The organism is Bradyrhizobium sp. CB3481 (assembly GCF_029714305.1).
GTDB lineage: Bacteria > Pseudomonadota > Alphaproteobacteria > Rhizobiales > Xanthobacteraceae > Bradyrhizobium.
Genome location: NZ_CP121647.1, coordinates 1844303 through 1865300, shown reverse-complemented (window position 1 = coordinate 1865300; position 20998 = coordinate 1844303). Strand labels below are relative to the sequence as shown.

General features: G+C 60.2%; 18 protein-coding genes. 10 read left to right on the top strand and 8 right to left on the bottom strand.

Features of this window, described 5'->3' with window-relative positions:
- Positions 1 to 14 precede the first annotated feature (14 nt).
- On the bottom strand, positions 15 to 806 hold the full coding sequence (locus QA643_RS08965) for a response regulator transcription factor (RefSeq protein ID WP_283032827.1): 792 nt from the start codon (positions 804 to 806) through the stop codon (positions 15 to 17).
- A gap of 382 nt (positions 807 to 1188) precedes the next feature.
- Here QA643_RS08965 and QA643_RS08960 point away from each other — a divergent pair, with 382 nt between their 5' ends.
- Complete coding sequence (locus tag QA643_RS08960; protein ID WP_283032826.1) at positions 1189 to 1914, top strand: response regulator transcription factor; 726 nt, start codon at positions 1189 to 1191, stop codon at positions 1912 to 1914.
- 141 nt (positions 1915 to 2055) lie between these two features.
- Here the strand turns inward: QA643_RS08960 and QA643_RS08955 are convergent, their stop codons facing one another.
- The 4 genes from QA643_RS08955 to QA643_RS08940 all read right to left on the bottom strand — a co-directional run bounded on the left by QA643_RS08955 (position 2056) and on the right by QA643_RS08940 (position 5118).
- Complete coding sequence (locus tag QA643_RS08955; protein ID WP_283032825.1) at positions 2056 to 2304, bottom strand: hypothetical protein; 249 nt, start codon at positions 2302 to 2304, stop codon at positions 2056 to 2058.
- Positions 2305 to 2512: 208 nt separating this feature from the next.
- Entirely contained in the window at positions 2513 to 3514 is a 1002-nt protein-coding gene (locus QA643_RS08950; RefSeq protein ID WP_283032824.1) for a nucleotidyltransferase family protein, read from the bottom strand.
- Positions 3511 to 4593 (bottom strand): PqqD family peptide modification chaperone, encoded by a 1083-nt coding sequence (locus QA643_RS08945; protein WP_283032823.1) that lies wholly within the window; start codon positions 4591 to 4593, stop codon positions 3511 to 3513. The genes QA643_RS08950 and QA643_RS08945 overlap by 4 nt, the downstream gene beginning before the upstream one ends.
- A 264-nt stretch (positions 4594 to 4857) precedes the next feature.
- Positions 4858 to 5118: a hypothetical protein gene (locus tag QA643_RS08940; protein ID WP_283032822.1), complete on the bottom strand. Its 261-nt coding sequence runs from the start codon at positions 5116 to 5118 to the stop codon at positions 4858 to 4860.
- A gap of 623 nt (positions 5119 to 5741) precedes the next feature.
- Between QA643_RS08940 and QA643_RS08935 the strand changes: the two genes are divergently transcribed.
- From QA643_RS08935 to QA643_RS08925, 3 genes are all read left to right on the top strand, one after another.
- Positions 5742 to 7316: a right-handed parallel beta-helix repeat-containing protein gene (locus QA643_RS08935; RefSeq protein ID WP_283032821.1), complete on the top strand. Its 1575-nt coding sequence runs from the start codon at positions 5742 to 5744 to the stop codon at positions 7314 to 7316.
- A gap of 396 nt (positions 7317 to 7712) precedes the next feature.
- The gene (locus QA643_RS08930) at positions 7713 to 9419 is read left to right on the top strand and encodes a type I secretion system permease/ATPase (protein ID WP_283034748.1); all 1707 of its coding nucleotides are present in this window, start codon (positions 7713 to 7715) and stop codon (positions 9417 to 9419) included.
- Positions 9420 to 9421: 2 nt separating this feature from the next.
- Positions 9422 to 11323: an HlyD family type I secretion periplasmic adaptor subunit gene (locus tag QA643_RS08925; RefSeq protein ID WP_283032820.1), complete on the top strand. Its 1902-nt coding sequence runs from the start codon at positions 9422 to 9424 to the stop codon at positions 11321 to 11323.
- A gap of 756 nt (positions 11324 to 12079) precedes the next feature.
- On the opposite strand, the gene grxD is transcribed toward QA643_RS08925, so the two are convergent.
- A complete protein-coding gene (grxD, locus tag QA643_RS08920; protein ID WP_283032819.1) occupies positions 12080 to 12400 on the bottom strand; it encodes a Grx4 family monothiol glutaredoxin in 321 nt (106 codons plus the stop codon).
- A 410-nt stretch (positions 12401 to 12810) separates the two neighbouring features.
- Between grxD and QA643_RS08915 the strand changes: the two genes are divergently transcribed.
- A complete protein-coding gene (locus tag QA643_RS08915) occupies positions 12811 to 14007 on the top strand; it encodes an acetyl-CoA C-acyltransferase (RefSeq protein ID WP_283032818.1) in 1197 nt (398 codons plus the stop codon).
- A gap of 103 nt (positions 14008 to 14110) precedes the next feature.
- Positions 14111 to 15325, top strand: a complete 1215-nt coding sequence (locus QA643_RS08910) for a multidrug effflux MFS transporter (protein WP_283032817.1) — start codon at positions 14111 to 14113, stop codon at positions 15323 to 15325.
- Between the two features lie 13 nt (positions 15326 to 15338).
- Here QA643_RS08910 and QA643_RS08905 read toward each other — a convergent pair whose 3' ends face one another.
- The gene (locus QA643_RS08905) at positions 15339 to 15833 is read right to left on the bottom strand and encodes a helix-turn-helix domain-containing protein (protein WP_283032816.1); all 495 of its coding nucleotides are present in this window, start codon (positions 15831 to 15833) and stop codon (positions 15339 to 15341) included.
- A 155-nt stretch (positions 15834 to 15988) separates the two neighbouring features.
- Here QA643_RS08905 and QA643_RS08900 point away from each other — a divergent pair, with 155 nt between their 5' ends.
- Genes QA643_RS08900 through QA643_RS08885 form a run of 4 tightly spaced genes read left to right on the top strand, consistent with a single transcriptional unit; the run spans position 15989 to position 20456 of the window.
- Positions 15989 to 16705, top strand: coding sequence for a hypothetical protein (locus QA643_RS08900; RefSeq protein ID WP_283032815.1), 717 nt, complete (start codon positions 15989 to 15991; stop codon positions 16703 to 16705).
- Positions 16706 to 16744: 39 nt separating this feature from the next.
- A complete protein-coding gene (locus QA643_RS08895) occupies positions 16745 to 17236 on the top strand; it encodes a (2Fe-2S)-binding protein (RefSeq protein ID WP_283032814.1) in 492 nt (163 codons plus the stop codon).
- Positions 17233 to 19605, top strand: a complete 2373-nt coding sequence (locus QA643_RS08890; protein ID WP_283032813.1) for a xanthine dehydrogenase family protein molybdopterin-binding subunit — start codon at positions 17233 to 17235, stop codon at positions 19603 to 19605. Before QA643_RS08895 ends, QA643_RS08890 begins: the two co-directional genes overlap by 4 nt.
- Positions 19602 to 20456 (top strand): xanthine dehydrogenase family protein subunit M, encoded by an 855-nt coding sequence (locus tag QA643_RS08885; protein ID WP_283032812.1) that lies wholly within the window; start codon positions 19602 to 19604, stop codon positions 20454 to 20456. Before QA643_RS08890 ends, QA643_RS08885 begins: the two co-directional genes overlap by 4 nt.
- On the opposite strand, the gene QA643_RS08880 is transcribed toward QA643_RS08885, so the two are convergent.
- Positions 20436 to 20939 carry a helix-turn-helix domain-containing protein gene (locus tag QA643_RS08880; protein ID WP_283032811.1) on the bottom strand — a complete coding sequence of 168 codons (504 nt, stop codon included), beginning with the start codon at positions 20937 to 20939 and terminating at the stop codon, positions 20436 to 20438. The genes QA643_RS08885 and QA643_RS08880 overlap by 21 nt on opposite strands.
- Positions 20940 to 20998 lie beyond the last annotated feature (59 nt).

The following is a 20998-nucleotide window of genomic DNA, read 5'->3' as shown; positions in this document are numbered from 1 at the left end:
AATGCTCGCGACGGCTACTTGCCTTCAACTCTGAACTGCCGTTCTCCGCCATTGCAAGGAACAGGAAGTTCGCCGTTGGCGACTGCATTCGATGGCACCAAGGCAGTCTCGGGCGCCTCTGCCAGGAACGGATGGTTGACGCCCCAGATCGCGGCCTGTGTCCGGTTCTGAACCTGGATTTTGCGAAGAATCGCCTTGATATGGACCTTTACGGTAGCTTCAGCAATTTCGATCTTTCGGGCGATGCATTTGTTCGAATCGCCCTCAATCAGACAGCGCAAAATAGACCGCTCACGCGGAGAGAGCCGTGGGTCGATGGTGCCGGTTGCGAGCACCGTTCGACTGCTGCCGACAGTCGGTGCACGGTTACTGACGTGATGATCGTCAACAAGAGGAAACGACAGGAATGCCGGAGGAAAGACGAGTTCACCCAGCATCACCAATTCCACCGACTTGGCGAAGACCTCGCAACTCGTGACGTCAGCAAAATAGCCATTAGCCCCTGCGCGGAAAGCTGCCACCACATCGTCCAGCCGATAGTGGGTATCGACAATAGCGACGCGCGCACCGGGATGGTGATTTCTTAGAAATTCGATTTGCTCGATGGTGACATCAAAGTCATCGCCGGCTTGAACCATCACAAAAAGCAACTGGTCGGCTCCAACCTGACTAGAGATCAGATCATCGCCCGGCGCTACCGAAGCCCTGATGCGGAAATTGGCTGAGCGTAAGATTCGCTCGATTCCCTCTCTAAGTAGACCTCGTTCTCCGACAAGTATGATTGAAAAATCGCGTCGCCGCTTCATGATGAACTCCGGACAAAAGACAAGGCGTCGGCTGCGGTTGGATCCGCCCTTCTAAGCGATCGTCAATATGTGCTGGGCACTTACCCCCCTATTTAAGCCTCAGTCTGCCAATCTGAGGTCACCCTCCCGCTGGACTTTCGTCATATGTGTGTCATGTTAGAGTTAAATACCCGATATCACCATATATCTCTCGTTATAACGGCGTCTCCGAAAACGACATTTGCTGCGGAATGTCGCAGTCACACAAGTAGAGTTCCCATGAACGAATGCATTGCCGTTGGGTGGGAACCTAACGCTGCCCGGCACAACAAAGCCTAAATGACGCGACATTTTTGTGATAGTTTAATGACGTTCTTGAATACGCGTTTATTGGAGTTCGCGTGTGCATTGTATCCGTGTGGTTATTGCGGATCGCCATCCCATAGTTCGGCAAGGCCTGGCTAACGTACTCGGGACAGAACGTGATTTCAGGTTAGTCGCCTGCTGCGGTGATGGACCGAGCTGCATCGAAGCGATCAGGCTATTCGCGCCGGAGATCGCCCTTGTCGATCCGACATTGCCCAATATCGGCGGGAGAAAAATTCTCGCCGTGATCAGGGCGGAGACACTTCGCACGCGCGTCGTTCTTTTCACAGGCGATATCTATGAGAGCGATATAGCGATCCTGGCTTCGGGAGGTGCCCACAGTGTTATCTCCAAGGATACAGAGCCCAACCTTTTGCTGCAGATTCTGCGGCAAGTTGCGAACCATCACATATCATCGCCACCCACTTCATATGAGTTGGAATCAGCTCAGGAAACCCCGAACAAGGCCAAAGCAACGCATGCCCTCACTGACCGGGAGCGTCAGATTATGCGTCTAGTGTCTGAGGGATTGTCGAACAAGGAAATTGCTCGCCGACTGAATCTAACCGATGGCACAATAAAGGTTCATCTTCATCGTATCTTCCAGAAGCTCGATGTAAGCAATCGGACGGTGCTCGCGACCCTCGCCATCTCACAAGTTCACAAGCTGGACGCCTCCCAGGAAGATGGTGAGGGGTCATTCGAAGCTTCACCCGGAACGCACTCCACTATCGCCGATGAAATCAAGTCCGCACGCGACTAATGCGATCGCCCGAGGGGGCGGCATGAACAACCTATTTGCTGCGGCGAATTCCTGCGCCAGTTCTCCACGGGCGTGGCTACACTGCCGCCGCGTTAGTCTTCGTTAGCCACACAGGACCTTGTAGGCCGACTTGGCGCTGGTTCATGGGCTCGTTAATGGGGTGATGGAAAAATTGACCACGAAGAACCTTTCGCCGCCTAACTCGGGGCTGTCGGTCACTTCGACACGCCAGCAAAGCTCATTGCACGACGGCCCGATCATCCCATCCTTGAGAATTTCAGCAATCAACTGAAGAGCTGTCGCTTGCGCGGAGGTGATGTCCGGCAGCTCCACGCCGACGTCATCCAACACCAAAGTGCCGTCGCTAACATGAAAAAAGTAGCGAGCCATCACTGGCTCCTCGAGAAAGGCGGCGCCCCATGCACAGATGAGACCGAGCCACAATTCTTGGGAGGGGCCAAGTATCCTTTGGAAGCGATCTACGGCTCTTGAGTGGTATCGCCAGATTTGACACTTGTAGGAGAACGCCCACACCGTAGGTAAACGCCCGTACCTGAGTGCAGCCTTTGGCTGCCGACATGTTTAGGCGCGCGAAATACTAGATCTTCGCCCGGTGATCACTTTCCAGCAGTGTGCGGACCATGCGACGCCCAAGGTCAACGGGACCACGTTGCACCAAATCGCCGGCCTGTGACAGCCGCCACGCGCCCCATGCCAGATTGCCGACCAGTCGCACCGGCGCACCTATTATGGGATGTCTCGCGGTGAAAATGCGTCTCCAGTGCTGGTAGCGAACCATCGGACGTCGCGTGGGCTCAAAGGGAATTGTCACCCCAAAGAGTTCGCGCAAGGCAAGGAGTTGAGTATCAAGCGCGTTGCGACTTCTTCGGTCCGGCATTGCTGCTCGCAGCAACGTCCAGTCCAAACTGGCGCTTTCCGCCAGTTGCGCGAGATCGTGCAGATGCCTGAGGTCAATTCTGCCGCGCCAATAGTCGCCCTCTTTGAAGAGATCATGAACGATCCAGTGCAGGGCGCGAGACTGCGGCGACGGAATTTTCGCCAAGAGACCGCCCAGTTCGACGGGCGTCGATGGCCGCAGCTCGCTTTCTTGAGTCCGCCGGAGCTCCAAGACTCCGACATCCAGCGGCCGCACCAGGCCTCGTCCGTCCGTCAATGGCAGATAACCAAGTCCGCCAAGGCACTCCAGCGCGCTTTCCTCCTCCGCCGGGTCCACGCTCAGATCGAGGTCGCTAGTTATTCGAGGCGTAATCTGATTGCCGTTAGAAAAAAACAGGGGAACGGCCCCCTTGAGCAGGAGCGGAGCGATCCTCCGACGGTTCAGGGCAGTGATGGCTTCAGCGAGTTGCGCACGCAGGCGCGCATTGCGTTCCCCGTTGCGGTCGTGAATAAAGCCCAAGTACTCGCGTACATCGTCGGGCAGCCGATTGATCTCGCCGCTGTGCACGAGGGCTGAGAACAAGGCCGGAGTAAGCAAAGTCCGATTTGCGAGGGCGATGACCGGCCGCCAATCGGCCGTGCGCAGCGCGTGTCCACGAAGTCCGGCGATCAACACCTCAAGCGCGGCACCCGACTGCATCATCGGCAGGCCTTCTGCATCAGCGCCATCGCATCCTCCAGATGCGAATAGGTCAGGCAGTAGATGTTTGCCGATTCGATAATCTTGGTCAGAGCGTCAAACGCAGTGCAGCTCAATTCTCCGCAGGGGGCAAATGAACCATTGAGCAGGCCGCGCAGGGCGTCGACCGCATCGACCGGCGTCAACGTGGCACTTGAGTTGGCCCGCCGGCGCAGCAAGACGACCCAGCCCACCTTGCGGGGAGAGGATGAAGCGAGTTCCTTAGGCACAGGAAAGCGGACGCGCCTGCGGTCGGGGCGGCGCCAAACTGCAGCGCGATCAAGGTCCGGCAGATATTTTGCCAGGATGGGCAATGCTCCCGCTTTCACGGCAGGAGCAAAAGGAATGCCCACGCCACATCCAGTCGAATCAAGGAGCGTCACGTCATCTCCCGCGAAGCCGAACCCGGATTGCAGGAGTCCCAAGGCTAGCGTGGTCTTACCCGCACCTGGGCTGCCGCAAAGGAGCAGGATGCGGTCGTCTCGCGTGAGCGCGGCCGCATGGAGGGCAAGTTCATAGGTAGCACGCTGAAGAACTTCGGTAAGGAGTTGCCCCTTCAGCACGACGGCAAGTTCGTCGGGCCGGCATGATTGAATCCATTGCTGATCTCGGAACAGGTGGAGACGCTCGCCGCAGTCAACCAATTTGAGCACAACGTTGGCAACGGCCTCATGGACCTCAAGGTGCCCAAACACCGTCGCCGCTGGGAATGCGTACGCTATCGGATAGACGATTTGGACACAGCAGCCCGCAACCGCGACGACCTGGCTCACCTGATCGTCCGACGATGTAGAGAGCCAATTCGAGGGAAAGTCGATCAGGCCCTGGCGTTCCCACTGCCTGACCGCAGCGCCGACATGCTCGACCGCCTGCTGCCGATCGACGCCCCTGCTCGCGATTTCGGATGAGATGGCTTCGGGCAACAATCCGTCTTCAAGAGAACGCCAGATATCGCCGCCCATATCGTTGAGTGCGAAAAGCGCCTGCCGCGACGGACTAAATAGGATGTTTTGGTTTCGGATGCGCACAAGCTGGCCTCGCATCACGAATCCTGCCGCAGCATGAAGACCAGGGCTTCGCACCGCTGCTTGATCAATCGACCGCGCGTTTCGAGCGTTCACGGTGACATGCCTTCTGACGCCTGACCAGGCTTATGTTCATCGTCACCCAGGCTCGGACGGCACTCGTCCGATAGCCGGGGCAAGTCACCGCGCTAAACATGGGAAGCTTGACAACTGGCCGGCGGCCCCCATCAGCCAGGCAGGCCGCCGATCACACACGAGTTCTGCCGGACATCCCGAGTACCGCTACCTCTTGCCTGGCGGGCCGATATGGGTGTGATTTGAATCTCCGAAACCCCAGCCCGGACGCGAACCGCCCTTGCCGCCCGAGCCGGCCGAGCCGGCTATCGCTCGCGAATTCAGGCTCGTGCCAAGGAGAAGCGTTATCGCCGGGGGTGTCACGACCGCGAAGCGGCCCGCCTTCTTGAGAAAGTCGCGGCGCGCTTGATCTTCCGAGGCGATCGGTTTGGAGACGCTCTCGGCGCCCTTTGGATTTTCAGTCGTCATGGCAACACTCCGTCCTCTATCTGAAAACAGAATAGCATGCGCGTTGCAGCGATTCCTTCGGACAAACGGAGCTACCGGCAGTCAAAAAGAGGTACCCATTGTGGATGATGGGCCAGCCGCTCGGCCATTCCCTCAAGCGCTCTCCCGGGAATGCTGGTTACTCGCAATCGATGAGGTCGAGGCAGCTCGCAAGCTCCAACGCCCGGATCGGAATGCAGCAGCACCTTGTTCAACATCCCTGGCGTGATGCCCTCTTCAAGGGGGCCAGCAGCAGGAGAGCTCACCACAGCGCCGCGTGACTTCCTTATCAAACTACCTTTCACCAGTTTATCAGATTACCTTTCACACGAAACCGAGACCACGCACTTGAACTTGGCGATATCGATCTTGTCCTCAGCCTAAGGCGTTTGATTCGACGAACGTGACGATGACTGTCTGCACCGCAGACAACTATGGCGGTCCCTCGCAAGCACTGATTGATTCTCCAACGATATCAATGTCGCTTCAAGGCGTCGCCGTGTCCCAGCCCTCATCTTATCTCGAAGCGACCTTCATTCAGCCTCGTTTGTCGCTGAGCCAGACTACGGGAATGCACAGCGAAAGGATGGATGGAGAAACAGTACATGACGACGATTACCCTGGCCGGCAGCTATGGCACTCAGCCATACAAGGTATCCGGTCTCGCGTCCGGGACAGTCATCGATGCCGAGACAGCATCGTGGATCCAGTCGAACTCCGGAAGCGGGAGCAACGACTACCCCTTCCAAGTATACAGCTCGCCCGGCGCCGTCCTCGATGGCGGTACGATCAACGGGCAGATCGACCAGACGAGCGACTGGCGCACCGTGTACAGTGACGGCAACTCGGCCGCCGTCAGAACAGAGGACACGCCGAACGTCGTCATCCGTGACTGGCACATCACCAACACCTGGGACGCGGTCCGCGTCTCCTGGAACAGCCCAAATTTCCTCATCGAGGACGTCTGGGTGGAGAACGCCCGCGATGATGCTGTCGAGAACGACAGGCTGCAGACCGGTACCATCCGCGACAGTCTGTTCGACGGCGTCTTCGGCGGCATCAGCATCGATCCGTCCTCGGCGAGCCCGGTTGACGGCAGCGGCCAGACCGTGACGCTCGATGGCGTGCTCATGCGCATGAAGTCGTACCTCTACGAGGGCGAGATGACGCACTCGGCGATGATCAAGACCGACTCTGCGACCGATGGCGAGGTCACGCCGAACCTGGTGTTCAAGAACAATGTCTTCGCGATCGAGGACGTCCACCATCACAGCTACCGCAGCATGTTCGATGCGTGGGACCACACCATCGAGTCCTCGAACAACTATCTCCTCAATTTGTCCGACGAGCCTCTCCCCAGCGACTACCCGATGCCGCCGGCGGGGTGGACAGTTCTCCAGGGACAGGCGGCCCGCGATTACTGGGCGCAGGCCAAAGCGAATTGGATCGAGAATCACGAAGGCAACACCGGGACGACTGTGCCGCCCCCCGTCACCGAGCAACCACCGGTGGAGGAGACGCCGACCGCCTCGGGTTCGGATCCGGGCACTACGACCGGCAGCGCTCCTTCAACCGATGGTACCTCCATGGCCACTGATGGTACCTCCACAACGACCGACAATACGTCGACGGCCACAGGTTCGACCACGGACGGTACTTCCACGACGGCTGGCGGGACATCCACAGGCATGGAAGGTACATCGACCACGGGCGGCACTTCCACGCCCACGGACGATACCTCCACGACTACCGGCAGCACGTCCACGGCCACGGGAGGTACATCGACCACCGATGGTACTTCCACGACCACGGAAGATACACCCGTAGCAACGGCGCCGCATCCGGCGCGAGGTGGCCACCAATGGTGGCAGCAGGATACATCCGCGACTGTCTCGCAGGAACTTGTACGAGGTGGTCACCATTGGCTGCAGCAGGCATTTGATAATCTTTCAGCGGACGATACATCAACATCCGTCTCGCCGGACGCGGTAGGAGGCGGCCGCGCTTGGTGGCAACAAGTGTCCACTCATTCGATGGCCGAGGTTGCATCGACGATCGTCTCAGCGGACTCGTTATCAGACGGATGGGGCCACCACTGGCAGCAATTGTCTGCCGGTTCGATGACGAGCCCGACGGGCGGCCAGGATTGGCAACAGCACGCGAACTTCTGGCACCACTAGGACTCGGCGAACTGTCTTCCGGCGCGACCTGCCGGAAGACAGCCCTTCGGAATTTAGGATTGAACGAAGTCCCAAGAAGGGCGGCCGAGATGTGACGGCCGCCTTCGAGACCGTGCACATTCTCGCGCGCAAGTTGAGATTTGGACGGCCGTCGGCTCCCCAGGGGGTTTGATGGTCACGGAATTGCCCGCATAAAACCTCAGTGATCCCTTTTTTGCCGAAAATGGTCCGTGTCGGCGGTCAAGCTACTTTTGTTCACATGTTGGTAGGGGACGCAACCAAATGAGTGTTGCTCAAAGTCGCGTGCGAATGCCGTCCTTCGGTTTACCGAATCCACTGTCCGCGATGGCCGGCGACAACCCGGTAGCTGTTGGGTTGCGCGAAAGCGCGCGACGTATGATCGGCGTCGCCGGGTTCAGCGGAGTCGTGAACATCCTGATGCTGTCCGGCTCTCTTTATATGTTGCAGGTCTATGACCGTGTGATCCCGAGCCGCAACATCGCGACCCTGCTCGGCCTCTCATTGATGGTGCTGCTCGCTTACTTGATACAAGCATATTTCGAGGCGTTGCGCGCCCGGATGCTGTGCCGGGTAGCAACCATGTTCGATGTCGGCATGCAGGAACCGATCCATAATGCGCTCGCTACGCTGCCGCTTCGTGGCGCGAACCCGATGCTGCTCCAGCAGCCGCTGCGCGATCTTGACCAGGTGCGCACCTTCATGTCGGGAATGGGACCGACGGCGTTTCTGGACATGCCCTGGATTCCGATTTTTCTGGTCACGCTGTTTCTGTTTCATCCAGCGATCGGTGCTGCCGCGCTACTTGGAACTATTGCAATCATCGCGATGACTTTGCTCACAGAGCGGCTGTCGCGCGGCGCGGCCAGGGCCGCGATGGACTCAAGTGCACGCCGGCAGGTACTGGCGGACACGACCCAGCGCAATGCCGAAGTAATCCGCGCGTTCGGTATGATTGACCGCTTCACGGTGCGTTGGTCGCAGGCCAATGAGCGCTATCTGCGCGAAAACATCCGAGCCAACGACATATATGCCAATCTCGGATCGGTAGCGAAGCTGCTGCGCTACGTACTGCAGTCCGGCATGCTGGGGATTGGCGCCTATCTCGTCGTGGTCGACCAGGCCTCGGGCGGCATCATGATCGCCTCATCGATCATGATGGGCCGCGCGCTGGCGCCGGTTGAAGTCGTGCTCGGCAATTGGAAGCAGCTTGTCACCGCGCGCCAGGGGCTCGCCCGCCTGCGCGACATCTGCGAGGCGACGGCGCCGCCGCCTGTGCCGCCAGTTGCGTTGCCGCGCCCCTGCCGAGAGCTCTCGGTAGAACATCTTGCGGTCGCGGCTCCGGGTATGGATAAGCCCATCGTATCAGGCGTTTCATTCTCGCTTAAAGCGGGTATGGGGCTCGCGCTGCTCGGCGCCAGTGCCTCCGGCAAGACCTCACTGTCGAGGGCGCTCGTCGGAATCTGGCCGGCCAGAGAAGGTGTCGTGCGGCTCGACGGAGCGGCTATCGATCAATGGCGCAACGAAGATCTGGGCCGGCATATCGGCTACTTGCCTCAGGATGTGGCGCTGCTCGAGGGTACGGTGGCTGAAAATATCTGCCGGTTCGATGAGCGGGCGACGTCGGAAGCGATATTAAAGGCTGCGCGGATTGCCGGCGTGCACGATCTCATTCTGCGCCTGCCGCAGGGATATGCGACGCGCATCGGCCAGGGCGGTATGACCCTCTCGGCCGGTCAGCGCCAGCGGATCGGTCTGGCGCGAGCCGCCTTCGGCGACCCGTTTCTGATTGTGCTTGATGAGCCCAACGCGAACCTCGACACCGATGGCGAGAATTCCCTGAGCCGAGCTATCGAGACTCTGCGCAGCAGCGGCAGCATCGTCATCGTCATATCGCACCGCCCTAGCGCCCTTGCCGTACTGAATATGGCGATGGTGCTCTATGAGGGCCGGGCGATTGCGTTTGGTCCAAGTGAGGAGGTCTTTGCACGGGTTGGAAGAGGGCCCGGCGCGCCTGGAGCAAAGCCGCCGGCTGCACGGACCGCGCCTGCGACGCCTCGCGTAGCCGCCCTAGAGGAAGTTTGAACATGCGGCCCCGGCAGAACACATTGCACCCAAATGAGACCGCGCAGTGCGTCGCGCGCGATGCGCATGGTTCGCCAGGCGCGGCCCTGATTCTCGAATTGGAACGCTTGAGCCGCGACTTCGACAGAGAGACAGAGGACAATCAGCACGCATCGCGAGCCCGTCGCCCAACGCCTGACGTTTCACCGGGACGCGGTCGTACCAAGACCAGCCGGCTCAAACGCCGGAAAAAGGGCAAGGTGGGACGTGTTATTGACTACTGTCTTGAACAGGTCGGGCTCAGGTCGGTCGTGCCAGTGCAGCCCAAGAGAGAGCCGACGGACGCGGCTCCCGTCGCGCCGCCGCGATATCCGAGTCCGAGTCTCGCACCGGGCCATCCGCTATCGATGGAATTGACAAAACCGGGGCCGGCCATCCCCGCGCCGGAAGCTGCACATCGGTCGATGGCCCTCCCGAATGCGCAATCGAAGCTTTCCGGGCAGCCAATGCCGGCAACAGTCGTTGCGCGCTTGCTTCGAACTGGGGGCGCTAACCTGGTCGCTGCGGGTTCATTCCTGCTCAATGGCAACGCGCACACCCCGGCGAACGCCGCGACCGATGCCGGCCTGATGGCGGATGCCGGCTGGTCGTTTGAAAATCAGTTGCGGGCCGGCCTTCGAATACTGCTCCTGTCCACCGTGCTGGGCGGCGGCTGGTTTGCCCTCGTGCCGCTTGCAGGTGCCGTGGTGGTGCCCGGAAATCTTGTTGTGCAATCCAATGTCAAGACCATCCAGCATCCCACCGGCGGGGTCGTCGCCGAGATCACGGTCGCCAACGGTGCGCACGTCGCCGCCGGCGATTTGCTGTTGCGGCTTGACGCCACCCAGGCCCAGACCGGTCTTCAGATTGTGAGCAAGCAGCTCGACGAGGTGCGCGCGCGGATCGCGCGATTAACCGCCGAACGGGACGGACTGAACCAGCTGGAATTTCCTCCGGCATTGATGTCGCGTGTCGGTGAGGACAACATCCGAAGCCTGCTGGCATCGGAGACTTTGCTGTTCAGGGCGCGATCCGAAGGGCGCAAGAGTCAGAAGGAAGTTTTGCAGAGCAAGATCGGGCAGCTCGGTCAGGAGGTTTCAGGACAAGAGGCCCAAGTGGACTCCAAAGCCAAGCAGCTTGAGTTGATTGCGGGCGAACTTGTTGGGGTCAAGGACCTCTACGACAAGCGACTGGTGCCGCTGACGCGTCTCACGACGTTGCAGCGTGAAACCGCTCGGATTGAAGGCGAGCGCGGGCAATTGATATCCTCGATCGCCGAGACGAAATCAAAGGTCGGCGAGACACAGCTTCAGATCGCGCGCCTCGATCAGGATTTTCGTACCGAAGTTGTCAAGGAACTTGGCGAAACGCAGGGCAAGGAAGCCGAACTCGTCGAGCGCGGCGTCGCCGCGCGGGATCTGCTCGATCGGATCGAAATGCGTGCGCCGACATCGGGCGTGATCCACAAACTTGCCGCGCATACCATCGGCGGCGTCATCCGTCCCGGCGACGTCATAATGGAAATCGTGCCCGATACGGATGACCTATTGGTCGAAGCAAGGTTGCAGCCGCAGGATATCGACCAGGTTCGTGCCGGCCAGAAGGCGTTCGTCCGCTTCTCGGCCTTCAACCAGCGGGTGACACCGCAACTCTCCGGCACGGTGTCCCTGGTGTCGGCCGATACTAGCCGTGATCAGCAGACCAATGCCCCCTATTTCACGGTAAGGGTCGTGCTGCCCGATGATGAACGTCGCCGGCTCGGCGGCCTGCAACTCGTCCCAGGCATGCCGGCCGAAGTCTTCATGCAGACCGGCAGCCGGACCATGATGAGCTATTTGCTAAAGCCGATCACCGAGCAAATGGGTCGCGCATTTGTCGAACGGTAGCTCGACCCCGGACGGAGAACACCATCACGATGCGATGAGTTGCGGCGGCCGGAAAGGCGCGGGTGGAGGTAACCTGCAGAGACATCACAGACCGCCACTGATCGCACGATCACGTTTCGTTTTGATCGTGAAGCTTTGAATTTATGTGAGAGTGCTTCGGTGGGCGCACCAGGGTTCGAACCTCGGACCGCTGATTAAGCGAAATGCTGTTCGCTTTGATTTTTCAAGAGAATTTTCCCGACCAAGCCGGCATCCGAATATTGCAGATCAATGGCTTACAGCGAAAAATCCAACCGTCTGCAAGACCTGCCGTCCGCGTCCAATTGATCGCTGAGATTCAGTCCAAGTTACGATTTGACTCCTGCGTTCCGACGACAGTGCGCAGCTTCTACGTTATTGATCTCCAACCGCGAATTCGAAATTTGTAGGGATTCGTGACAAAAGTGCCGCGCAATTGCGCGTCACGGCGCAAGCCAAAGAGCAAGTTGCGCCGCCCAAAGCAGTCCCAACGTCAACGCAACGAGGTGTCCCTGTTTGATTTCATCGACGCTTCAGTTCAGGATGAAGCTCGATAGCAACCATCGGGCTACAGACCATTCCACAATACTCTGAATTCTACTGGCCGGTGTGCGCCTTCATTTTCGACTGGGTATTCACAATACAAGTCGATGTGGTGATGCGAACCCTTGTAATACCCAAGGTCGCCTGCGCAACCGTGCAATGCATCGACGGGCTTTCGATGTAGCCACAGGACGCTCAGGACTGCGCTGGCACCTTCTTGAAAAGGGCCTGCAATTCTCCGGAATGGAACATCTCAGTTACGATGTCGCAACCGCCAATGAACTCACCTTGCACGTACAGCTGCGGGATCGTCGGCCAATCCGAGTAATCCTTGATGCCCTGCCGCAGCTCCTCGGACTCGTAGATGTTGTGCGATTTGAAGGCTACGCCGAGATGGTCGAGTATTCGGACCACCTGCGCAGAGAATCCGCAAGCCGGTGCGGCTTGCGTGCCTTTCATAAACAGAACGATTTCGTTGGAGTTCACCTCGCTGCGGATGAAATCTGCAACACTCATGATCTTTCCCTCCATCTGAATCGACCAGAGCCTAGCTTCCATTTATCAGCCAAGCCTGACATTCTATTTTAGAACTTTTAGCTTGCCTCCGGCTCGATTGGTCGGGAGAAGCGGCACGGTCTCCCTGTTGGTCCGCGGCTCTGCCCTGTCTAGTAAAAGGAGGCCGGCCGCAAAAGCAGCCGGCCCAAAGTCCAAGCCAGCGGACGCCGTGCCGCTTGCCTTGGGAGAGCACTCGGAATGCGCACCAAACGATCGATTTCGCGGAAAATCAATTCCAAAATAGAATTAACTAGAGCACTTTTTTGCGATGCCGGCGATCTCGGGGCATAGAGCCGCCAATACTGCATTGCATTCCGCTTCATAGATGATTATCGTCATATAATAGTTCGCGACAAGCAGGAGAACCAGTCATGGCCGCTGCCCACGACCCCGTCGTCGTCCTTTCCGCCGCCCGCACTCCGCTGGGCCGCTTCATGGGAGAGCTGTCGCCGCTTGCCGCCCACAGGCTCGGCTCGCATGTCATCGGCGCGGCGCTGGAACGCGCGAAGCTCTCGCCGGAGCGGATCGACGAGGTCTTCATGGGCAACGTGCTCCCGGCTGGCCAAGGCCAAGCCCCGGCGCGACAGGCTGCGCGCGGCGCCAAACTGCCGGATGCCACCGGTGCCACCACGGTCAACAAGGTATGCGGCTCCGGCATGAAGGCGACCATGCTGGCGCACGACATCATCCACGCCGGTTCCGCCAGCATCGTGGTATCCGGCGGCATGGAGAGCATGAGCAACGCACCCTATCTGCTTGCCAAGGCGCGCGGCGGCTATCGCGTCGGCCACGATCGGATCATCGATCACATGCTGATGGACGGGCTGGAAGATGCCTACGAGACCGGCCGCTCGATGGGCGATTTCGGCGAAGCGACCGCGGAAGCCTACCAGTTCACCCGCGCCGACCAGGACGCCTACGCGATGGAGACGCTGACCCGTGCCCGCAAGGCGGTGGAAGGCGGCGCCTTCAGGGCCGAGATCGCGCCGGTCACACTCGCCGACAAGGCCGGCCCCCTGACCATCGCCAATGACGAGCACCCGCTGAAAGTCGATCCCGCGAAAATACCTGGCCTGAAGCCCGCCTTCCGCGCCAGCGGCACCATCACGCCGGCCGCCTCCTCGGCCAATGCCGATGGCGCAGCGGCGCTCATCCTGGCAAAACGCTCGCTCGCCGATCGCGACGGCTTGCCTGCCCTCGCCGAAATCAAGGGCCACGCCACCCATAGCCAGGAGCCGCAATGGTTTACGACGGCGCCGATTCCGGCCATTCGCAAGCTGCTTGATAAAATCGGCTGGAGCGTCGCCGACGTCGATCTGTTCGAGATCAATGAAGCTTTTGCGGTGGTGGCAATGGCCGCACAGAAGGATCTCGGCATTCCCCGCGAAAAGCTGAACGTGAACGGCGGCGCCTGCGCGCTCGGCCACCCGATCGGCGCCACCGGCGCGCGCCTCATCGTAACGCTGCTGCACGCACTCGAAGCGCAAAATCTGAAGCGCGGGGTGGCGGCGCTCTGCATCGGCGGCGGTGAGGCCACCGCCATCGCGGTCGAGCGTCTCGTCCGCTGACAGGGTGTCCAGGCGAAACATACGCGATGAACGGCACGAACGGTGTCGCGCGACATCTTGTAGCGCACCCAGAAGCTGGTAGCTCAACGTGACGAAAGTTCTCATGGCCGACCAGAGCGAAGCGGTCGCGACTGCACCACCGCGCGCGCCAGCCTCCGGCGCCTTGCAGATCGCAGTCCTTGCCGCGCTGGCGTCAACGGGAACGCTCGCAACCAATATCATGCTGCCGTCGCTGCCGCAGATGGCGATATCATTGAACGTCACAAGCGCGGCGGTCACGTCCGCCATCACAATTTATCTTGCGGCGTTCGCATTTGGTCAGCTCCTGGTCGGACCGCTTTCAGATCGCTACGGAAGGCGCTGGCCGATTTTGGTCGGCTTTGCGGTGTTTTTCGCAGGCAGCGTCTGGTGCGGCCTGGCAAGCGACCTGCCGAATCTTCTGATCGGCCGTGTCTTGCAAGCTTTGGGTGCTTGCGCGACATCGGTGCTATCGCGTGCCATCGCCCGCGACTTGTTCAATGGCGCGGCGCTGGGACGTGCGATGGCGCTTATCATGATTGCGATGTCGGCCGCCCCTGGCTTCTCGCCGCTGCTTGGCGGCGCGCTCGATCACACCTTTGGTTGGCGCTCCGAGTTCGCCCTCGTCGCCGTTTTTGCGGTGATTGGTGCCATTGCCCATGGCATCGTGCTTGGCGAAACCCACCATTCGGTCCGAACTCCGCTCGATCCGTTCGCCATCATTCGAGCCTATATCAGCCTGATAGGAGATCGCCGCTTCGCTGTCCCCGCCGCGACGGTCAGCCTGACCATAGGCGGATTGTTCTCGATGTTTTCGGCCTCTCCCCGCATCGTCATCGAAGCACTTCAATTCACCCCGATCCAGCTAGGTCTCTTTTTCGCCGGCACTGTCCTGATCGTATTCGCGGCCGGCATGCTGGCGACGAAATTGGCAGCACGCCACGGGCTCAAACGCTCGATCCATGCCGGTTTGTGGGCAACGGCCGCAGGCAGCCTGGGGATCCTGCTCGTCTCGCTGTTCAGCCCGACCTTCCTGCCCTACCTCTGCGCGATGAGCATGTTCCTCCTTGGCATGGGTATCGTCAGCCCGCTGGGCACTGCGCAGGCGCTCTCTCCGTTTGGGGAGAAAGCCGGTGCGGCCTCAGCACTGCTCGGTTTCTGGCAAATGTTGAACGCCGCGGTCGGTGTATGGCTGGCCGCCACCGTGTCGCATGAAGCCATGTTCGCGCTCGGCGTCGTACTGACGATCTTTTCGCTGGCTGCGCTTGGCCTGTACGCGCTGAAGCCGGGCGCCGGTTAGCGACAAACCTAAATCATCGTTGGTCGAACTTGGCCAATCGCCACCTGACCAGGTCGTCGGCGCCCGGACCGGCCTGCGGTTGGACGTCCCTTAAGCGCACCGTTTCGCCCGACTTGTCATCGACGAGCGCGAGCTTCACCGGACGGCCGCTATTCTTGTTGATAAATTTGAGCGGCGGCCCCGCATTCCCGGTGATCGCCCACTTGTCTCCCACCTGGGCAAGCGCCTGAATGACCAGAATGACGTCCCTACCCTTCCGGGTCAGAAGATACTCGTAGCGATCAGGAGCCGACTGATACTGCCGCCGCTCGATCAATTCGTTTTCCTCAAGATGCCTCAGCCGGTCCGATAGGGTGGCGTGGGTGACGCCGGTAGATTTCCTCAGTTCCTCGTATTTGCTCAAGCCCAGCGACAAATCGCGCAGAATTAGCATGGCCCAACGGTCACCGACGGCGTCGAGCACGCCGGCGATCGAGCACGCCATTCCCGCAAAGCTCTTCGAGCGCATTCGCGTCAACCTCCGAATAACTCTCATTACCAGAGTAGCTGCGCCGAGCATGCCATCCAAGGGCCCCGGCCGGAATCCCGTGCAAAAATTAACTTGCGTTGAAGTAACTCTTATTATTAGAGTTACTGCGCGATGGCTACGGGAGGACAATAGACATGAACGAACTGCGCGACATTGTCCTCGACGCCCATGGCGTCGCACGTTGGAAAACGGCCAGGACGATCGAGGGCGATATGTCGATCACCGGTCTGCTATGGGCCCGAAAAGGCTGGCCCGATGCGCTCAAGCAGGTTCATGTGACGGCCGATACCGACGGCCAGCGGGCCAGTTACCAGCCATTCACGAAGCCGGATTGGCGCAGCGTCTATCAACCCGAGGCGGTGGCCATCGAGACGCAGGACGGAAAGTCCATCAAGAGCCGAGTAAATCCCCGTGCTGCCTTCCAAGGCCACACGGTCGAGGCGGCCTGGGATGATCTGCATCTCGCCTATTTCAGCGGCTATGCGATCTGGAATTATCTCAATACCCCGTTTCTCTTTCAGTTGCCGGGCGTCAGGACCGAAGAGATCGAGCCGTGGGACGAGCACGGTGAAAGGCGACGCCGGCTGAAGGTGACGTTTCCGGATTCAGTCGCGACGCATTGTCTAGAACAGGTCTTTCACATCACCGATGCAGGCCTGATCGCGCGGCTCGATTACAGCGCGGACGTGACCGGCGGGATCCCAACAGCGCATTACCTCTCGGATTACCGGGATTTCGATGGAATCCGGATTGCAACCAAGCGGCGCGCTTATCGCAGAAAGACGGACGGCACCGCGATAACAGACGGCGTTGTGGTTGCCATCGACATCGCCCACATCCGGCTCTCATAGAGAAATGCGAAGGCCAGCGCGCCGCTATCAGGAGGATCGATGCCCGAGCCCGACAACCGTCACGTCGTGACCCTGGAGATCAACGGCACGCGCAAGACCGTCGCCGTCGAGGCACGAAGGTTGCTGGTCCACCTGATCAGGGACGACCTTGGCCTCACCGGTACGCATGTCGGCTGCGATACCTCGCAGTGTGGCGCCTGCACTGTGGAGATCGACGGAAAGGCGGTCAAGTCCTGCACCGTGCTGGCCGTGATGGCCGATGGCGCGTCGATCACGACGATCGAGGGCCTGACCGCCGCGGGCGCCGAGCTTAATCCGATCCAGGCGGCATTCCACGAGCATCACGCGCTGCAATGTGGCTTCTGCACGCCGGGTATGGTCATGAGCGTGCGCCAGCTTTTGAAGGATCAGCCGGATCCGAGCGAGCACGACATCCGACATGGTCTGGCCGGGAACATCTGTCGCTGCACCGGCTATCACAACATCGTCCGCGCCGTCGAAAGCCTGGCATCGAAAGGCGATCAGCCATGAACGATACGACTGCGATCCGCCATATCGGTCAGCCGCTCAGGCGACGGGAAGATTTCAAGTTCCTCGCCGGCAAGGGCCGATACGTCGATGACGTCAGGTTGCCGGGCATGCTGCATATGGCGGTCCTGCGGTCGCCGCACGCCCACGCCGCGATCACAAGCGTCGATCTGTCCGCAGCCAAAGCTGCACCGGGTGTTCGCCTCGTCCTGTCTGGCAAGGCGCTCGACGGCAAAATGGGCCCGATCGTGCCGAACTGGATCATCCCCGGCAGCAAGGTGCCGTTCCGTCCCGTGGTCGCAACCGATCGCGTTCGATTTGTCGGCGAGTGCGTGGCGCTGGTGGTGGCGGAAACGCTGGCAGAAGCCTATGACGCGATCGGTCTGATCGACGTCGATTACGAGGTGCTCCCCGCGGTGACCGACGAAGAGGCCGCGATCCGAGAAGACGCGCCGCAACTCCATGACAACGTTCCCGGCAACATTACGACGATCTACAAGGTGCGCGGGGGCGACTACCAGAAAGCTACTCGCGAGGCCGATCAGGTCATCGCACTGCGCGTCGTCAATAACCGCCTGATCCCGACCTGCATGGAAACGCGCGCGATCATTGCCTCGCCAGAACCGGACGGCACGCTGACGGTCTATATCGGCAGTCAGGTCCCCCACATGCACCGGCGTTGGATCGCCGAGACGGTCGGCATTCCCGAACATCAATTGCGGGTGGTCGCACCTGATATCGGGGGCGGCTTCGGCGCCAAGATGCATTTGTATCCGGAGGACCTGCTCTGCCCCTATCTCGCTCGCGAACTCGGCGCGCCGGTCAAATGGTGGGAAAGCCGGTCCGAGAGCCATCAATCGACCAGCCACGGTCGTGCTCATACCGAGAATATCGAAATCGCTTTCAAGAACGACGGCACCATCCTCGGCCTCAAGGTGGGAACGCTCGGCAATGTCGGCGCCTACCTCTCCAACATGGCGAGCGGCGGTCCAACGGTAAACACCATCAATTTCGGCACCGGCACCTACAAGATCGACAATTACGAAGCCATTTCCCGCGTCGTCGTCACCAATACGGTGCCGGTTGATGCCTATCGCGGCTATGGCCGGCCCGAAGGCGCCTATATTGCCGAGCGTGCAATCGATGCGGTGGCGCGCCATCTCAAGCTCGACCAGGTCGAGGTCCGGCGGAAGAATTTCGTTCAACCGGCGGAATTTCCCTATCGGCCCTACGGCAGCATGGGGGTGATGTATGACAGCGGCAACTATCAGGGACTTCTCGACAAGGCGCTCGTGGCTTTCGACTATGACGGACGCCGCAGCGAATGCGAAGCCCTGCGCGCAAGCGGCATCTATCGCGGCATTGGCGTCGCCGCCTACACACATATGTGCGGGATGGCACCGTCACGCCGGTTGGCCATGAGCGGATTTGACCGTGGCGGCTGGGAAAGCGCGCGTGTCAGCATCGATTCCAGCGGGCGAGCCACGATCTATTCGGGCTCGATGAGCCAGGGACAAGGCCACATCACGTCGCTATCGCAGATCGCGGCAGACGTGCTGCAGATTCCGATTGAAAACATCGACATCGTGCAAGGCGACACGCGCCAGGTCCAAGCCGGCCACGGCACGTTCAATTCCCGTTCCATGGCGGTCGGCGGATCCAGCGTGCACGTGTCCTCGCAGCGCATCGTCGCCAAGGCCAGGAAGATTGCGGCGGGCATGCTGGAAGTTGACGAAAAGGATGTTTCCTATTCGGCGGGCGCGTTCAGCGTGCCCGGCACGGATATTGCGCCGGTAACGTTCTCGACGGTGGCCCGCATGGCCTATGTCGGCCACAAGCTTCCGGACGGTGTTGCGCCGGGCCTTGATGAAACGGTGTTTTACGACCCGACCGGCATGGGGTCGCCGTCCGGCATCCATCTCTCCTATGTCGAAGTCGATCCGGAGACCGGGATCGTCGACATTCTCGACTATGTCGCCGTCGACGACGTCGGCACACTGATCAATCCTCGCCTCGCGGCCGGCCAGATCCATGGCGGCGTCGTGCAGGGCATTGCGCAGGCACTCTATGAAGAGGTCAGCTACGATCCCGACAATGGGCAGTTGCTGACCGGCTCGCTGCTCGACTATGCCGTTCCGCGCGCCGAGCATGTCCCGAATATCCGATCGCTGTTCCAGGAAACGCCGTCGCCGACCAATCCGATCGGCGTCAAGGGTATCGGCGAGAGCGGCTCGATCGCCGCCCCACCATGCATGGTTCACGCCGTGCTCGATGCCTTGTCACCGTTCGGTATCACCCATCTCGACATGCCGCTGACGCCTCCCCGAATCTGGGCGGCGGTACAAGAGGCACGCACGGGAGCCTCGCAATGATCCCCGCAGCCTTCTATTATGTCCGCGCGTCAACGCTCAACCAAGCGATCGATCTGTTGCGTGACGATCCCGACGAAACGAAGCTTTTGGCCGGTGGCCATACCTTGCTGCCGGCGCTGAAGCTGCGGCTGGCGTCGCCCGCGCTCCTGATCGATATTGGAGGCCTCGCCGAACTCAAGGGAATCGCGATTAGCAAGACCGGCGTCAGGATCGGCGCACTGACGACGCATGCCGAACTCTTTGCTTCCGAGCCGCTGAACAAGGAGTTGCCGGTCTTTCGCCAGGCGGCCAGCCTCATTGCCGATCCCCAGGTACGTAACCGCGGCACGATCGGTGGCTCGCTCGCGAACGCCGATCCCGCGGCTGACTGGCCGGGGGTCGTGGTGGCGCTGCAGGCAGAGATCGAGATCGCAGGCCCGAATGGCCTGAGAAGGGTGGCGGCACGGGACTTCTTCGTCGATATCTTTTCGACGGTTCTGGAACCGAACGAAATTCTCGCCAGCATCCATATCCCGCGGCCGAAGGCAGGCACGCGCTTCCTCTACCGAAAGATCCGGCACCCCGCGAGCGGCTTTGCCGTCGTGGGAATCGCGGTCGGCGTTCGATTGCAGCAGGGCGTGGTTGCCGAGATTTCCGTTGGCGTCACCGGTGCAGCGAACCACGCGTTCGTCGGTCACAGAGCCGCCGATTTCCTGACGGGCAAGATGCTTTCGCGGGAAAACATCGATCAGGCAGCAAAATTGCTGAGCGAGACCACCGAGTGTCTCTCGGACCGCTACGCCTCAGCGGAATACCGCGCCAATCTCATCCGCATCGAGACCACGCGGGCGCTACTTGCGCTTTCGTCGTGAGACGGGAGCCTTCGCGCCGGCCGTCGTTCGATCAGCGGCATCGCCGCCAAATCGCCTGCGGTTGAACGGAACAGCACCTGCCCCGGCGACGATCTCGACGTCCTCGAGCCGCAGCGGCTTGCCGCCTGCCGTCCGCAATTCCGGATATTCGATCGGGCGCCCGGCAATACGGTCGCGGAACACGACCTGCGGCCCGGCTGGCTCCGCCAGCCAGTCGTCACCCCATTTCTTGAGCGCGAGATAGGCCGGAAAGAAATCACGACCCTTCTCGGTCAGAACGTACTCATATCGACCGGCGTGTTCGGGCAGCGGCACCCGCGTCATCACGCCCGCCTCGACGAACTTCTTCAGCCGGGTGCTCAGGATATTGGGAGCGATCCCGACATAATATTCAAACTCGTCGAAGCGTTTTACGCCGTAATAGGCCTCGCGCAGGATCAGGATGGACCAGCGGTCGCCGACAATTTCCATGGCGCGCGCCATGGAACATTCCTTGTTGGCAAGACGGCTTTGCTTGACACTAGACATAGCTCTTTCAACCC

Excerpts from the sequence above, each read along its gene's own strand:
- QA643_RS08930 (WP_283034748.1), top strand. The coding sequence starts at position 7,713 with ATGATCGGCGTCGCCGGGTTCAGCGGAGTCGTGAACATCCTGATGCTG.
- QA643_RS08915 (WP_283032818.1), top strand. The coding sequence starts at position 12,811 with ATGGCCGCTGCCCACGACCCCGTCGTCGTCCTTTCCGCCGCCCGCACT.
- QA643_RS08935 (WP_283032821.1), top strand. The coding sequence starts at position 5,742 with ATGACGACGATTACCCTGGCCGGCAGCTATGGCACTCAGCCATACAAG.
- QA643_RS08940 (WP_283032822.1), bottom strand. The coding sequence starts at position 5,118 with ATGACGACTGAAAATCCAAAGGGCGCCGAGAGCGTCTCCAAACCGATC.
- QA643_RS08880 (WP_283032811.1), bottom strand. The coding sequence starts at position 20,939 with ATGGCGCGCGCCATGGAAATTGTCGGCGACCGCTGGTCCATCCTGATC.
- QA643_RS08925 (WP_283032820.1), top strand. The coding sequence starts at position 9,422 with ATGCGGCCCCGGCAGAACACATTGCACCCAAATGAGACCGCGCAGTGC.
- QA643_RS08910 (WP_283032817.1), top strand. The coding sequence starts at position 14,111 with ATGGCCGACCAGAGCGAAGCGGTCGCGACTGCACCACCGCGCGCGCCA.
- QA643_RS08945 (WP_283032823.1), bottom strand. The coding sequence starts at position 4,593 with ATGCGAGGCCAGCTTGTGCGCATCCGAAACCAAAACATCCTATTTAGT.
- grxD (WP_283032819.1), bottom strand. The coding sequence starts at position 12,400 with ATGAGTGTTGCAGATTTCATCCGCAGCGAGGTGAACTCCAACGAAATC.
- QA643_RS08890 (WP_283032813.1), top strand. The coding sequence starts at position 17,233 with ATGAACGATACGACTGCGATCCGCCATATCGGTCAGCCGCTCAGGCGA.
- QA643_RS08955 (WP_283032825.1), bottom strand. The coding sequence starts at position 2,304 with ATGGCTCGCTACTTTTTTCATGTTAGCGACGGCACTTTGGTGTTGGAT.
- QA643_RS08965 (WP_283032827.1), bottom strand. The coding sequence starts at position 806 with ATGAAGCGGCGACGCGATTTTTCAATCATACTTGTCGGAGAACGAGGT.
- QA643_RS08900 (WP_283032815.1), top strand. The coding sequence starts at position 15,989 with ATGAACGAACTGCGCGACATTGTCCTCGACGCCCATGGCGTCGCACGT.
- QA643_RS08905 (WP_283032816.1), bottom strand. The coding sequence starts at position 15,833 with ATGCGCTCGAAGAGCTTTGCGGGAATGGCGTGCTCGATCGCCGGCGTG.
- QA643_RS08895 (WP_283032814.1), top strand. The coding sequence starts at position 16,745 with ATGCCCGAGCCCGACAACCGTCACGTCGTGACCCTGGAGATCAACGGC.
- QA643_RS08950 (WP_283032824.1), bottom strand. The coding sequence starts at position 3,514 with ATGATGCAGTCGGGTGCCGCGCTTGAGGTGTTGATCGCCGGACTTCGT.
- QA643_RS08885 (WP_283032812.1), top strand. The coding sequence starts at position 19,602 with ATGATCCCCGCAGCCTTCTATTATGTCCGCGCGTCAACGCTCAACCAA.